A 14,547-nucleotide genomic window follows, 5' to 3' on the forward strand; every position below is an offset into this window, starting at 1 on the left:
TGACCTACTTTCTGACCTACTTTCTGACCTATTTTCTGACCTACTTTCTGACCTATTCAGAAGGGAATTCCCAATGTCCGTTTCTGGGAGAACCAACACGCTGGATAATCCCTTCCGATTTCAGTCTTTCTATATGGAATTGCACATTTGATGAAGAGATTCCAAGTTGCTCGGATAAAGATGCTCTTGTTATTCGGGGATTCTCCTTAATCAAAGCAATCAGCCTTTCTTTGGTGGACTGCTTTTCAATCTCGCCATTCTCTACATTATTCTCGCCAGCGTCGCGAGAATCCTTAGTCGATGACAATGGATAAGTGACTGTTGAGATCAGCATATCACTCTCAAATGTGACAGTTTTCCCAGTCAATTTTTCCCAACCTAATATTTTGTCAATGCCATATCCGGCATTTTCAGATAGTTTCGGATGACGGAATAGTCTGATTACACTCGGATTACGCGGCATAGATAGGACACGGCTCCGGAACTCGTCGGCATCAAGAATGAACCGTCCCGGATTCTGCATCACAATTCTGTCATCGAATACCCTTATCGTGGGATGTGCTGAAGCAAAATAATCTGAATGAGCGCAAAAATTAACCAATCCTTCACGCAAGCAGAACAGTTGTGAGTTGTCTTCTACACCGAATATGTCGGGTCCTTCCACATAAGGGGCATCTACAAAATTGCGCAGACGGTGCATTATAAGCTGAAAACTCTCCCATATATTTTCCTGCTCCGGCATACGGTAGGTATATCGCTGTGAGGCTGTGGCGTAAGAATCACCCGGTATCTCCATATAGTCTATCCAAAAGTTGGGTAATGCACCGAGTACGGATTCCCGTTTGCCAAACATCAGGAGACTGCCATACGACAGTTTGCCCGCTGAAAGAACGATGTTCAGTTTTCTGCAAAATTCTTCATCATCCAGTGTGGGGTACGATAAGGGACGATTGAAATCACGGAGATAGCTGCGATAGGACGCAATAGAGTCAAGATTGATGTCATTGAAACTTGAACCGGGGACTTCCATTTCTGATTTTGCTCCGAAAGATGCGTCTCTCACAATCGCATCGACTTCCAGATCAGTGGCGAGGGTATCGCCGCTACCTGTTCTGACATACACCTCTCCACTACTTTTAATTGCAACAGGCCGGTGTGGCGACAAAGGTATCTCAAAAGCAAGAATATCCTTACCGTTAATCTTATATCTCATGGCTTTACATGAGACGGGGGCATTGAATTTTGTGCGGGAACGTAATGTGGTGATTATATCCTGCTCCATCTGTTCAGGATTCGGCACCCCGTTGACAACGTAAACGGAGCCATCTGCGGTCTTCTTCTCTTTAATCCCAAGTATTATCCAACCGCCCTCAGTGTTGGAGAAAGCACTGACCGTCTCCCACATGGATTTGGGAAGACCGCCCGAAGCCTCTTTGACCTCAAAGTCGTCCCATTCTATATCATTGAGCCTTGCGAGCAGTTCTTCTTTTGTCATTTTTGCGCGTATTAGACTGCAAAGTTACTAATTTTTCGGCGATTATAGCTTAGGATTCAGATATTTTGGCTAAATTTGCAGTCGGAATGGCATCGCCTTTCCACGACATTTTGGAAAAATAAGAAGCGTTATGCTTATCTTGTAGTTTGTGAACGTAGGAAATTCAGAAACCGATGCAAGGGATAGCATAGTGGTTCTCACGCATATAGCGTGGGTCACTATTGTTACATCTGCATCAAAGGTTTCCTACGACCTACAAACTAAGACGTGGCATAGTTGGCTCACGTTTTCTTTAATTAATCTCTCCACCGAGTCAGTGGAATAATTGGCTATAGGTTATGAATAAACTGATTCTTACCTCCTTGATTGGCACAGCCCTCTTGATAACGGCGTGCAGTGATGACAACACAGTTTTCAACGAACCAACCCCGATAAGGGCTTATGAGACGGATGTCGAAGTCCTTTCGCAGTTTGTCGAGGTGAACAGTAGCACAGGGCTATTCTCCATCAATCCTGACAGGAAGGTTACGGCAACCGACTACGTTGTCAACCGCTCACGGGAACAACTGCTAGAGGTCAGCTCCATAAACCGGATTCGGTTTGAGCGCGAAATGGAGCAGGCGAACAATCTTATAGAAGCATATAGAAATGCCGAGAATGTCAGTGTGATATACACAATCCGGACATCGGGATTGGTACGGAACAATGGCGGAGGGACAATGCGTCTGTCAAAAGTTCAGTCAGATAAGATGGGCGGAAAAACAGTGGCCCGGCTGTCGGTGTCAGGCGATGATATTTGCCGAACTGGCTTTTTCTCTATGGAAAATGACAAACGACTTACTGTAAGTTCCGGTAATACATCCACGTTTTATGTATCACAAATCTCTTTTGTGACATCTGACAAAGCTAACAAGGGTACAATCCTTATAGTCGGATTAGGTATGAATACACTGCCATACAATTATTCTATGGAATTGCCGGAGGCAGATGGTGAATATCTTAACATTCAGGGCAAGTCCCTAATTGGAAACGGCACTGTGACAATAGGAATATCCGAATGAAACATATACAGCTTCTCATAATCATATTATCCTGTGTGCTTCTTGCCTCGTGTGAGGAACGCACAGGTTATTATGACGCTGACCAGAAAGAGATAATCAATCTCCTTACCGGCGTAGAGTGGAAACAGACATACGAATATCGACCTGATTTCGAGCCAACTGAGTATAGAGAGGAAGGCCGGATCTATAAGTTCAACGTCAACGGTACCGGCTCATATAAATGGGCAAATTGGAACGACGAGACAATCAAGGGCGATCCGGTTTACTTCCGTTGGACTTTCACTACTGATAATTTCACTGTCATATATATTGACAAGTCAGAACAGTTTTGGCTAATAGACAAGCTCACACCCTCGGAATTATCCGTAACAAGTGCTTTTCAAGACCCGGTGCTTTATCCAAATACCGATAAAATTGTTTGTCGATTCACACCTCTAAGGTAACGTTAGTTTAAATTGTCTCGATTCATAACATATCTACTTTGTCTATTTGTTACAGCAATAGCCGTGGCGCAGGTCAATGTGTCGGGCAAGGTTGTTGACAAGGAGAGCAACGAACCGCTGACCGGGGCTTCGGTGATTGTCAAGGGTGCGGACGGCAAGATAAAGAAATACGCCACGTCGAAAGGCGACGGCGGTTTCGCCATGTCGCTGCCGTCAGTGGCAGGTTGTCGGTTGGAGGTGTCGATGATGAGCTTCGCCAAGCAATCGATACCGCTCGATAGCGTTTCTTTTCCGATAACCGTTCAGCTTGAACCGGGAACTACACTGCTTAAAGAGGTTACGGTCAAGGCTGACCGCATACGTGAGCAGGGTGATACTATCACATATAATGTAGGAAGCTTCGCCCAGCAGCAGGACCGCTCAATCGGTGATGTGCTCAAACGTATGCCGGGAATCAACGTGGAGCAATCCGGCAAGATACAGTACCAGGGAGAGGACATCAACAAATTTTATATCGAAGGCTCCGACCTCCTCGGCGGCAAATACGGCATTGCAACCAACGGCATCAGCCATGAGGATGTTGGCGCGGTCGAGGTTATGGAGAACCACCAGCCGATGCAGGTGCTGTCGGGAATATCATTCTCCGACAAGGCGGCTATCAACCTCAAACTGAAAAACAAGGCAAAGGCAACGTGGAGTTTCCACGGCGATGCCGGAGGCGGCTACTCATGGCAGCCCGACGGTGCGATATGGGATGGTGAACTGTTCGCTATGGCGGTGATGCCAAATTTTCAGAACATAACCACATTCAAGACCAACAACATCGGCGAAGACCTGTCGGCACAGGCCACGGACTTTTTCGCTTCCCGCCGTGGAACTGACCTGAGCCGATATGTCGGTGTGTCGCTCCCCGGAGTACCTAATCTCAGCCGTAAACGCACACTGTTCAATCGCTCGGCACTTGTTTCGACCAATGCCCTTTGGAAACTAGGACGCGGAGAGTTCAAGACACAGATTGACTACTCATTCAACCGTATCACGGCAGAGGCGGCAAACGTAACGACCTACTTTCTCAACGACGGCAACCGTGTCGTTACTGAAGACCGCAACGGCGTTGACCGCTCACACTCGCTGTCGGGCAAATTTATCTATGAACTGAACCAGAAGACTGCATTCATCAACAACACCCTGAAAACCAATATCGACTGGGATGATGTGCGCCTGGGCGTCACCGGTTCACTGTCCAACAACCAGACGGCATCGCTTCCCGACTACTATGTCGGCAATGATTTCAAAATCATCAAGCGTTTCAACGGTAAACACCTCGTCACTTTCATAAGCAAAAACGAATGGGAGTCACTGCCGCAGACGCTTTCCGTGTCGATAAATGACGGATTTATGCGTCAGCAGGTCAAAGACCATGCTTTCTATACCAACGAGAGTGCCGCATACGCTTTCTCCGTCAAGGGTATCACAATCAGTCTTGAAGGAGGTGTCAAAGGATATGTCAGAACTATGAGGTCAGAGTTACCGGACATGCCGGAGGAAATACCGGGCGAGACAACGAATGTGCTGAACACAAACTATTTCACGGTTTATGCTACCCCGAAATTCGAGTATTGGGTGAGACGTGTCAACTTCACTCTAAATGCTCCCGTCAGCTTTGCCCATTATACCTTTGACAAGGCTCTTGCCAACCGTAGCGAGGTTTATTTCTCGCCGTCATTGAGCATGAACTGGAAACCCAATAACCGCTTTGAGATGAGCGTGAGCGGTGGCACCGGACGTTCGCCGATGGATCTCAACATGATTCAGCCCGGATATGTGATGACAAACTACCGCTCGTTCCGTCGAGGTGTCGATGACTTCTATAATTCGTCCTCCCAACGGGTATCCGGCAGACTATCCTACAAACACACCCGTCGCGGAATATTCGCAAACGCTATGGTGATGCAGTCATGGAGTCACAGACCCTACACTTTGGCACAGCAGCTTTATGGCGACTATGTGGTTTATTCCTACACCGATGCCGAAAGCGACGGACAGATGCTGATGGCAAGCGGCAACATAGGCAAGACACTTGACTTCATGCGAGGTAGCGCAAACATCAACGGTTCGTTCAGCCGCAATGAATCGCATCTGATTTCAGAGAATACCAATGTCAACTCGGTCGGCACTTCGTGGTCGGTAGGCGCAAAAATCAACGGAGCGCCGCTGCGCTGGTTCAGTTTCGACTACCGTTTCGAGTGGGCATCGAGCCGTATGTCCATGAACGGCACAAATGCCTCGTGGCTCGGAAATATGGAGAACGGGCTTCTGCTCAACATCATGCCCCACCGCAAATGGGAATGGCACATAAGCGGCGAACACTACCGCAACGAACTGACTGCTGATCAGTTCAAAAACGTGTTCCTTCTCGACACCAAGGTGATCTTCAATCTCAACAAGCGACTTGAGCTGTCCGCCTCGTTGAGCAACATCTTCAATCAGCGCACATACAATTACACGACATACAATCAGCTCACCTCCTTCGAGAGCCAACGCTGGCTCCGAGGCCGCGAGCTGTTAATCTCAATATCTCTCAGAAAATGAACAGACTAATTACATCAATCATCATGTGCTTAGTGGCTATATCTGCAATGGCACAGAACAAAGCTGAAATCATTGTCAGCTATGATTCATCGTTCCCCAACAAATTCGGTAAAATCAACACCGGCAAAATGTCGCTTTTGGCTTCTACAACGGAAGCTAAGTATTTCAACGACCTAAGCCTTTGGGTGGATTCGTTGAAATCGACACCGGAGGGGAAGGCTCAATACATGGAGATAATCAAAAAGGCGTGTATGACTGTCGAGCCTGACGGTTCAGTCTCGTTTGACATGAGAAAAGGTCCAACCAAACCTACTAACAGCTATGTTTTCACTGACCTCGCACAGGACTGTCTGACGCATTACAATAAATTTGGTGAAGATAACGGATATTACACCGAGCCGCTTTCCGAAATGCAATGGACAATAGTGGAAGATTCTACCGCAACAGTCCTCGGTTACGAATGTATCATGGCTGAAAGCGATTATCATGGCCGCCATTGGAAAGCATGGTTTGCAACGGAACTGCCGATGCCATTCGGTCCGTGGAAACTTCACGGACTGCCCGGTCTAATCCTTAAAGCCGAAGCCAATGGTGGCTTCTCGTTTGTAGCTACGGGACTTGAACGTACCTACCGCATTATGACACCTATGTATATGCAAGGCGATTATTCGAAGGTTGACCGCAAGGAAGCTCTGAAAAATGCCGAATATTTTGCCAATAATGAAGAGAGCATTATGAATGCCCAAGGTCAGAATGTGAAAATATACTCCACCGACGACCAAGGCAACAAAATCGAGACCCCTAAATATGACGGCCTTAAACACAACATCGAACCTGACTACAAAATGAAATGAAAAAGATACTTACATCAATCATCGTGTGTTTTGTGGCGGTAGCCGTGAGCGCGCAACAGAAGGCTGACATTGAAGTCAGTTATTCAGAAATCTCTTTCTATGAGAACGGTGTGGAAAGAGGCAACAAATATCATCTTCTTGCAAATGCAGGGCAGTCAAAATTTTTTAATCCACGTTCCGAAGAGATAGATTCGCTGACATCAACCCCCGAAGGACTTGCCAACTTCAAAAAGACGCAGGAGGCAGCGTTGCAGGCCATGATAGCGCAGGGCGCGATAGACGTGACCAAAATGCCACGTAAAAAGGAGACTTTATATGTCGTGAAGTCAGCTGCCGATTCTACCATCACAGTCTATGATGTGATAGGGACTGACGAGCCTGTCTATTACACAGAACCCTACTCGGAGATGGTGTGGGAAATCGGCGACAGCACGAAAACAATACTCGGCTACGAGTGCATACAGGCCGATACAGATTATCATGGCCGTCACTGGACTGCATGGTTCACTCCAGATATACCGATTCAGGACGGGCCATGGAAATTCCATGGACTCCCCGGCCTGATACTTGAGGCAAGAACTGGCGAAGGTAGGTATGGTTATGTCGCTGATGGGATTGAGAGATCAGACAAGGTAATAAACGGCATATACGGAGCTGATACGTATGAAAAACGAGACCGAAAGGCAATATTACGAGCTATGAGAACCATGCGCGACAATCCTATGGGGCATCTTAACGCCAAGGGAATTAAAGTGGAAATCTCTCCGGAAACCTTGTCAAAGGAATCAAAGGGCGGAGATTTTATAGAAACGGATTATCGTTAATTTGAGTGCTATGAGATTATTTTCTCTGATAATACCTACTACACTTGCAATAGTCTTTTCAATTGCCGTCAGCGCAAAAGAGCCGACAGTCATTCCGGGAATTGAAATGGTTGATGTGGAAGGTGGCACTTTCACAATGGGGCTTGATGAGGACGAGGCTGAACACCTGTATGAGGCCTCTAAACATGAGGTAACATTGCCCGATTTCCGTATCAGCAAATATGAAGTGACACAAGAATTGTGGGAAGCCGTTATGGATGAGAATCCGAGCATTTCAAAAGGAGATAAATTGCCTGTGGAAAATGTCTCATGGCACGATGTGCAGATATTCATAAAGAAACTGAACAAGCTGACAGGTAAGAAATACCGTCTGCCGACGGAAGCCGAATGGGAGTTTGCAGCAAAAGGTGGGAATCTGTCAGAGGGTTACATTTTCATAGGAGACAATGAAATAGATAAAACTGCGTGGCATTTTCACAATTCGGATAAGCATACTCATCAGGTCGGTTTATTAAATCCAAATGAGCTTGGAATATATGATTTGGGGGGCAATGTTACTGAATGGGTTCAGGACTGGTTTGGTCATTACTCTGAGGAGCCGCAGAGGAATCCCAAAGGAGCAAGGAAATCTGAGACTGGGAAGATACTACGCGGTGGGTGTTTTGGCAATCTGCCGGAATATAACAAACCGGGATGCCGATTTGTAAGCAATCCGAATTTCAAATCTCAATATATAGGTTTTAGATTGGCAGAATAATCTTCATTAGAGCAAGAAACTAATGTATTGAGTTTTTATTAAAGCAAATGCTAATAACGGTTGTGGTTGATTCCACTCCCGTTATTGGCATTTGCTGTTTTCACGCTATTGTCATTCTATCGGTTTGATAGCGTAGTTGTTGGGCATCATATGGTAGTCGAGAGGTATCAGAAGCTCTGACATATTGCGTTTTCCTTCTGCATCTATCGCGGAATAAACCATAGTGTCATCGAAAGCGATGTGCCGGAAGCCGTGCATTTTACCGTGGCGCATCAGGAAGTCATGGAACGACGGGAACAGTCGGTCAATGTCCTTGGGAGAGCATCCGAAGCTGGCGACAATCAGAAGATTGTCGGGCAATCCAAGATAGCTGTCGCTCCGCTCCCAGCAACGGAGATATAGATTGAACATCATAGGCTGGAACAGCGAGAAGTTGCATCCGCAGTTTGTAGGGTCGCAAACGACCTGAAAACGCTTGTCGAGATTGCGCTCCACCCACAGCTGCAAGTCCTCGCCAAAGTCGAGAAGCCTGTTGGAGAGTCTTGTCCTAAGATACGAGATAATAAGTCCTTTCTGTCTCATAATTCCTCAATGTCAGTGTTTCAATCCCCTGCGGGGCTTTTGTGCATATTTCTTTCGCATACGGTCGAACTCCTCCAATGTCTGAGGGTCTTCGGGCGCATGGGTCTGGAACAGGTCGCCCAATGCTCCTATCGCACCGACCGCTATGCCGACTCCCTCTTCAAGCACCGATGCCTGTTCTTTCGGTGGTATCGGATTCGCCCATGTGGTCTGAACCTCGATTGAGCGGATTCGTTTCTCGTATGCCTTTTGATTATGGTCGAGAGACCGGGACAGATGGGCGAAACTGTATTCCTTGCCGACTTTAGAACCGGGGAACACATGATTCTCCTTGCCGTCATCATATCCGAAAGACACTCCCTGACGCTCACCCGTATTGGGATTGCATTTGAACTCCACCGATATGCCGTTGGCTTTTAGAGCCCTTTCAAGCTGCTCCCAGTTACGGCACTGCGGCACCACCACTTCAAGAATGTCGCTGATATGATATTTGGCGGCATCATGCGGTCGGAGACGCTCCCGGTTGACTTTCTTCCGGCTTTCGCCCCAATGCAGTCCATATTGCCGGGTTATATCCTCGCAAGCCTTCTGACTGCGGAAACGGTCGTTATGGTCGGAGATAGTCTTGCCATTGTTATCGACACGGCTATAGACAATGTGGCAGTGCGGATGGTCATGGTCGTTATGACGGACAATCACGAAGAGGGTGTCCCTGATACCCATCCGTTCCATGTAATCATGGGCGATTGTCTTCATCAGTTCCGGGTCTGCCTCCAGCTTCGGCTTGTCCTCAGGAGAGAAGTCAAGAGAGATGTGGACACAATTGATTTCGACACGAGGGTTCATCTTCGCCTGTGCGTCAAATTCAAGACACATCAGGTCGGGTTCATCGGAGGCCATGCTGGAGTCCATCGGCTTCAGCTTCCAGTTCCGGGTGATATATTCAAGCGCACCGCTTGCGCTTGAGCCCTTTGTTATCTTAGCCACCATAGGTAATCGAGTTTAGGATTGAACGGATTTCTCTGGCAAGCGCGGTCAGATCCGCAGCCGCAGAGCGATACCCTGCGGCGTTTGCCTGATGAGCCGCCTGATTGAGATTAGTCGCCATGCCGATAAGTTTCCGGACTGCCGACATCATGTCGGGCGAGATGCGTTCCTTGACGTATCCCTTCTCTATCAGCGAGCGGATGACACCGCTCTTTGTCTCACCGCTTGCGCGAGAATAAGCACCAAGCCGACGATAGAGAGGGTCGGAAAGGCGGGTAGAGACCGTATGGTCTTTGGGTAAAGTATTCTTCATAATCATTGTAATGGTTAAGGTGATTGAATTGGCAACAGCAAGTTTTGTGACCAACGGGAGCCGCCCCTTCTGCGTTTCGTGCAGCACGGGGCGAGTCGCCGTATGTATTACATCGGCATAAACTTGCTTTACCGATTCTTTACGGTTTGTTTACGATACTGCCGTCAATGGCTTATCAGCCATAGAGCCATAGGTCTATAGGTCTATAGGTAATTAGATAGATAGAAACATAGATTACAGGATGATTCAAAAGATACATCGGTAGATATATCTTACTGTAGATTGATATGTCAATCCATAAATCTATAGTTAATATCCTAATATCTATATGCGTGTTCACGTCTATGGTCTAAGCCTGTTCGGATATGCGGCTACGTCGCTACAGACTGACAACATCATGTGTGATTTGTCATTCGCAAGTCAAATCACAGGAGTGAAAGAATGAGAATTTGAAATTATGAACCGATGAACGTCTGAATAACTGAACCAATGAACCGATGAACACCTGAACAACTGAACCGATGAAAACTCAGCCGTTCACAAAACTGAATCATCATTCTGTCATCCGGCATCACCCGTAGGCGTGCAATCAGAATACCTGCTGCATTCTTCTTCGGTCATCTCGCTTACGCCGACAAGCTCCATGTCGAATGTCTCGACAAGTTTTCGGAGAGCTGGATTCCGTTGCATCATTCCTTCGAGTATGCCCTGCGGTGTAAGCTCTGAAATGAGATAGTCGGCAATATCGAGACCGGACTGCCTCTGCTCCTCGCTTGCGTTTCTTTCAAGGAAGTCGAAGATGCGGGCGGATATTCCGAGGGATTTCATCATCGGTATCCTGGCACACCAGTCTTCCGTTGCACCGAGGTCGGGAACAAGGAACACCTCTCTGCCGGAGAGAACCGAAAGAACCTCGCTGTTGAACGCGCCGTTCTTGCCTCCGGTGGCAAGCCATACGAACTGTGGCATGTAGTGGGTGGCGATGACAGCAGATTTCTCACTCTCGACAATGGCGACTGCATCATCGGGGCGGGCCCGCAACTGATGCTCTCCGAAAAAAACACTGCCTGAGGTTGAAGTCGGGCAACCTCATTACAGAATGAACCCAGCTGACATGGTTGAACGGCTCCTTGACACGATGCCAGGTTTTCCAGTCGTAGAGCATGATTTTTCCTGTGCGGATTTCTCCGTTGACATCGGTCTGCCAGAACACACATGAACCCTGCCAGTGGCGTGACGTGCCGATGTTGAAAAGGTCCATCAGTCGTGTTGCTTCCTCTCTGCCGACAATGGCGGCTATGAAAAGAAAGAAATTATTGGAGCCATAGCCCTTCATGGTCTGTCGCATCAGAGCGCGGTCAATCGTTGACGGCGGTCCGGGCGGCTGACTTTCCGGGATATGTCGGCTGTATGCCTTGCCGCCTCCTTGACCCGAAATGTACGGCGATATGTCGCTGTTCTTTTCGGAGGCTTCGGGATGGTCGGCAAAGTATTGTTTCGGAGTGTAGTGATAGCCACATTTCTGCTCACGGTTACAGCGTCCCACATAGTCGGGAAATACAATCTTTTCTTCGGTGTCGATATAACGGACAAACGAGCGGGGACGGTGGCACTCCGGGCAACAGTGTCGGCTGCCGGGATTGCGGTACGGCTGGAGTATAAATCTGAACTGACTCATAATCGGATTGTAATTTTTGTTTTGCGTAAAACCCTTTGCATTTTCCGCACTTTCGCACTTTGACAGCCGAAAGGCGGTCAAAAATCGTGTTGAAAATGCGAAAGTGCAGAAAGTGCAATAGACTTTTCAGATTTTGGAATATTTGCCGTGGCTCTCCCTGATGAAGAGTATACCGTTGGCTTTGTCTTTCAGCCACTGTTTGAAAGTACGCTCCGACATGCCGTTTCTGCCGGCTATGGCTACTCCCTCAGCCGTTGTGAAATGTTCAGGCAAATCAGCCAAGACAGCACACTGAATGTCGGGCATTGCCTGTTCGGTGATTATCTTTCTCACTTTGGTGGCGGTGGCTCTGAAATACTCGGTAAGCCGGATTGCCTTTGACACGGTGTCGGCTGATATTGTCAGCTCTCCCTCGCCACACGCCCAGTGCGCCGCCTGTAATATCAGACAGAAACGGACAGCGTATATCTCCAGTTTACTGGCGATAGCCCTGACAGTGTCGCTCTGTCCGGCATTGCAGCGGTCGGTCGTCGCGTTCTGCCAGTCGAACAGGAGGTCTATTGCCTCTTGTGTAAAGCCAAGCATACGGGGGACAAAATCGCCGTTTGCGTCAACCTCTGTGGAATGAGACATCAGTTTCTGCAACACCGCTTTCCATTCTTCGGTCATGGGGAATGTGGGGAGTCTGCGTTCCTTGTTCCATTTGCCCATATCCTGATTGACCGGGATAACGAAGAGGATTCTCTCAAGAAAACCGTTTGACGAGCGACTGTTGGAGGCGAGTTCCCAAAGGATTTCCGGCTGAATGGTGCCGCAGACGCAGATGAAAGGACGGCGGATGAAGATACCGCTTGCACTACTCTTGCGGTCGGCCATGGCAAATTTATTGCTGAACACCGACATCCAGAATTCGGATTCCGAACCGTTGTTATAGCGGTTGAAATTCTTGAACCAGCCTGAAAACTCATCGGACACAAGACACAGACCGCGTTTGTTCTGCGAGTGGATACGGAGAACCGCCTCGGGCGTTATGTCGGAGATGATGAACCTCTTTCTCTCCGGCTCTCGGGGATTAGGGTCGAGTCCCTGCTCGGCTCTTTTCTTGGCGGGGATATTCAGCGTGTCGAGATACTGGCGCATTTCTTTCTCGAACTGCGCTGCCATTTCAGAATCGTGGTCGATCAGCGGATGCATGGCATAACTCAGCGGATGTGACTTGCAGGCACCGGGTCTGCCGACAAGTGCGAGAAAAAGGATGGCGTTCTCCTTCCAGCCGGGGATATGCTCCACCATCATCGTGTTGCCTATGGCTGTGGCTACCGCCACAAGCAACGAGGGCGCGAGATAATCCTCAGGGAAACCGATTGTGGCTCTGGCCTCACGGACTATGCGCTGCATCTTGTATGGCAGCACGTCGATGGGGAAATCAGTCCCGGTGTTGCGTCCTGTGGTTTCCTGCTCTGTTTCCTGACCGGACTCACGGAGTTTCACCATCTCGCTGATGATGGCATCAGGGGTAATCATTTTTTCTTTCATCGCTTACCCCCTTTCTTCTTTGAATCGGAGGGCTCAAGGATACCGATGGCGTTGCCGTCTATAAGCTTAGTACGCACCCATTCTTCGAGCTGGGATTTGTAGAAGTGAAGTCTGTTCGACCCGTCAAACTTCTGATAAGGGATCTCACTCTTGCTTGTCAGTTTGTAGAGCTGGGCGTTGGAGATCTTGTAGCCTCTTGAATTGAGGAAGTCCAGTGCTCCTTTGACACCCAAATGGTCGGAGTCCTCGACATGGCATTCCTGACGCTGCGAGGGTCGGAGTTCCTCTATCAGTTCATGAAAGACTTCGGTCGACACACTTCGGATAAGCTCTTTGAGCATACCGATGATGCCCGCGTTGTCGGCGGGCAACGGATTCATAATACTTGTGTTCATTGTTGGATTGGATTTAGTGGGGTTGGAATTTTTGTTTAGAGACTCATAGCGCATAGGCTTACGGGGTGATTAACTCTGAATATGGTTTCTTCCATACCAATATCTGGGGTGTTGCCTAGAGGGTTGAAAACGTCACGGCGGCCTCGGCTACACCCGGAGGGATTTAGCCGCTGTGACGGTTGACAATTGAAAATAGCGAGTCGGCTTGAAGCGCATGTCGGCGTAGCCGGTGCGCGGTGGCGAAGCTATCAAGACCGACCGCAAAATTAATTTGATTTACCGGGGTCTGTACTATGCAAAATTCGGAAGAATGATGAAGTCTAAATTATTTTCTTCGATTTCGGGTAGATACAAGACAAGCCGGACACTTATCGTGGCGCATATCGAAATGCGTTCGGTAGGTATCGCGTTATGTTACGATATGGGTGTAAGGAATCCTCCCTCTGCCTTTGAGGGAATTTTGGCGCGTATGGGTGCATGAAGACCTTATCCGCTTCCGTGCGGATTTGTGCCACGTCTGTCTGCGTCGGCGAGGTCATGGAAAATGTCCCTTATGACTTTGCAACACACGACTTTCAAAAAAAGTTCACTCGACAAGTGAATTTTTAACATTTTAGCCCGAATTGTCTTGAATAAGTCGAGCGTTGTCCGGTACGCGTCCAATGTTTTCCACGTTAAGCCAATAAATTAAGATTGACGGAAAGCGACTCTTCGCAATCCCTTATTTAAGTTACAAAAAATCTCAGACATATCCAAATTGTAGATGTGCAGGGACACATATTTTTGAAAATCAGGCGACGTTTTGGTGTCTCAGTTATTCTTTTTCGCCGTTCAATAACTCCCAATCCGGAATGTCTTTCAGACTATCCTCCCGGACAGCCTATATTAATATACAAAAATTTTTCGAGATTACCAACAATAGTTCGTTAAAAAATTATTCATAGGCTAAGCGGCATCTACCGCCAAGCCAAGGAGTTCTTTGACAAGTTTAGCATTTAAAGTCTTGTTCGGGTCAATTCCGCTCAGGTCA

Annotated in this window: 12 protein-coding genes and 1 pseudogene; 6 read left to right on the forward strand and 7 right to left on the reverse strand. The window is 47.9% G+C overall.

Features of this window, described 5'->3' with window-relative positions; genetic code table 11:
* Positions 1–52: 52 nt before the first annotated feature.
* Entirely contained in the window at positions 53–1,495 is a 1,443-nt protein-coding gene (locus QGT73_RS11915) for an RNA-binding domain-containing protein (RefSeq protein ID WP_280122524.1), read from the reverse strand.
* Between the two features lie 338 nt (positions 1,496–1,833).
* Here QGT73_RS11915 and QGT73_RS11920 point away from each other — a divergent pair, with 338 nt between their 5' ends.
* The 6 genes from QGT73_RS11920 (at position 1,834) to QGT73_RS11945 (ending at position 8,026) form a co-directional block, all read left to right on the forward strand.
* Positions 1,834–2,556 carry a hypothetical protein gene (locus QGT73_RS11920; RefSeq protein ID WP_280122525.1) on the forward strand — a complete coding sequence of 241 codons (723 nt, stop codon included), beginning with the start codon at positions 1,834–1,836 and terminating at the stop codon, positions 2,554–2,556.
* Positions 2,553–2,999, forward strand: coding sequence for a lipocalin-like domain-containing protein (locus QGT73_RS11925; RefSeq protein ID WP_135993929.1), 447 nt, complete (start codon positions 2,553–2,555; stop codon positions 2,997–2,999). The genes QGT73_RS11920 and QGT73_RS11925 overlap by 4 nt, the downstream gene beginning before the upstream one ends.
* A gap of 63 nt (positions 3,000–3,062) precedes the next feature.
* The gene (locus tag QGT73_RS11930; RefSeq protein WP_280122526.1) at positions 3,063–5,591 is read left to right on the forward strand and encodes a carboxypeptidase-like regulatory domain-containing protein; all 2,529 of its coding nucleotides are present in this window, start codon (positions 3,063–3,065) and stop codon (positions 5,589–5,591) included.
* Positions 5,588–6,445 carry a GLPGLI family protein gene (locus tag QGT73_RS11935; RefSeq protein WP_280122527.1) on the forward strand — a complete coding sequence of 286 codons (858 nt, stop codon included), beginning with the start codon at positions 5,588–5,590 and terminating at the stop codon, positions 6,443–6,445. Before QGT73_RS11930 ends, QGT73_RS11935 begins: the two co-directional genes overlap by 4 nt.
* Positions 6,442–7,269 (forward strand): GLPGLI family protein, encoded by an 828-nt coding sequence (locus QGT73_RS11940; protein ID WP_280122528.1) that lies wholly within the window; start codon positions 6,442–6,444, stop codon positions 7,267–7,269. Before QGT73_RS11935 ends, QGT73_RS11940 begins: the two co-directional genes overlap by 4 nt.
* A gap of 10 nt (positions 7,270–7,279) precedes the next feature.
* Entirely contained in the window at positions 7,280–8,026 is a 747-nt protein-coding gene (locus QGT73_RS11945; RefSeq protein ID WP_280122529.1) for a formylglycine-generating enzyme family protein, read from the forward strand.
* 111 nt (positions 8,027–8,137) lie between these two features.
* Here QGT73_RS11945 and QGT73_RS11950 read toward each other — a convergent pair whose 3' ends face one another.
* The 6 genes and pseudogenes from QGT73_RS11950 to QGT73_RS11975 all read right to left on the reverse strand — a co-directional run bounded on the left by QGT73_RS11950 (position 8,138) and on the right by QGT73_RS11975 (position 13,517).
* Positions 8,138–8,608, reverse strand: coding sequence for a hypothetical protein (locus QGT73_RS11950; RefSeq protein WP_280122530.1), 471 nt, complete (start codon positions 8,606–8,608; stop codon positions 8,138–8,140).
* Between the two features lie 12 nt (positions 8,609–8,620).
* On the reverse strand, positions 8,621–9,598 hold the full coding sequence (locus QGT73_RS11955; protein WP_280122531.1) for a relaxase/mobilization nuclease domain-containing protein: 978 nt from the start codon (positions 9,596–9,598) through the stop codon (positions 8,621–8,623).
* Positions 9,588–9,908 (reverse strand): plasmid mobilization relaxosome protein MobC, encoded by a 321-nt coding sequence (mobC, locus tag QGT73_RS11960; RefSeq protein ID WP_280122532.1) that lies wholly within the window; start codon positions 9,906–9,908, stop codon positions 9,588–9,590. The genes QGT73_RS11955 and mobC overlap by 11 nt, the downstream gene beginning before the upstream one ends.
* A 561-nt stretch (positions 9,909–10,469) precedes the next feature.
* Positions 10,470–11,586, reverse strand: a pseudogene (locus QGT73_RS11965) (DUF6371 domain-containing protein).
* A gap of 126 nt (positions 11,587–11,712) precedes the next feature.
* Positions 11,713–13,122 carry a DUF3987 domain-containing protein gene (locus QGT73_RS11970; protein ID WP_280122533.1) on the reverse strand — a complete coding sequence of 470 codons (1,410 nt, stop codon included), beginning with the start codon at positions 13,120–13,122 and terminating at the stop codon, positions 11,713–11,715.
* Entirely contained in the window at positions 13,119–13,517 is a 399-nt protein-coding gene (locus QGT73_RS11975) for a hypothetical protein (protein WP_280122534.1), read from the reverse strand. The genes QGT73_RS11970 and QGT73_RS11975 overlap by 4 nt, the downstream gene beginning before the upstream one ends.
* Positions 13,518–14,547 lie beyond the last annotated feature (1,030 nt).

The organism is Duncaniella muricolitica (assembly GCF_910574735.1).
In the GTDB taxonomy this organism is placed as follows: Bacteria; Bacteroidota; Bacteroidia; order Bacteroidales; family Muribaculaceae; genus Duncaniella; species Duncaniella muricolitica.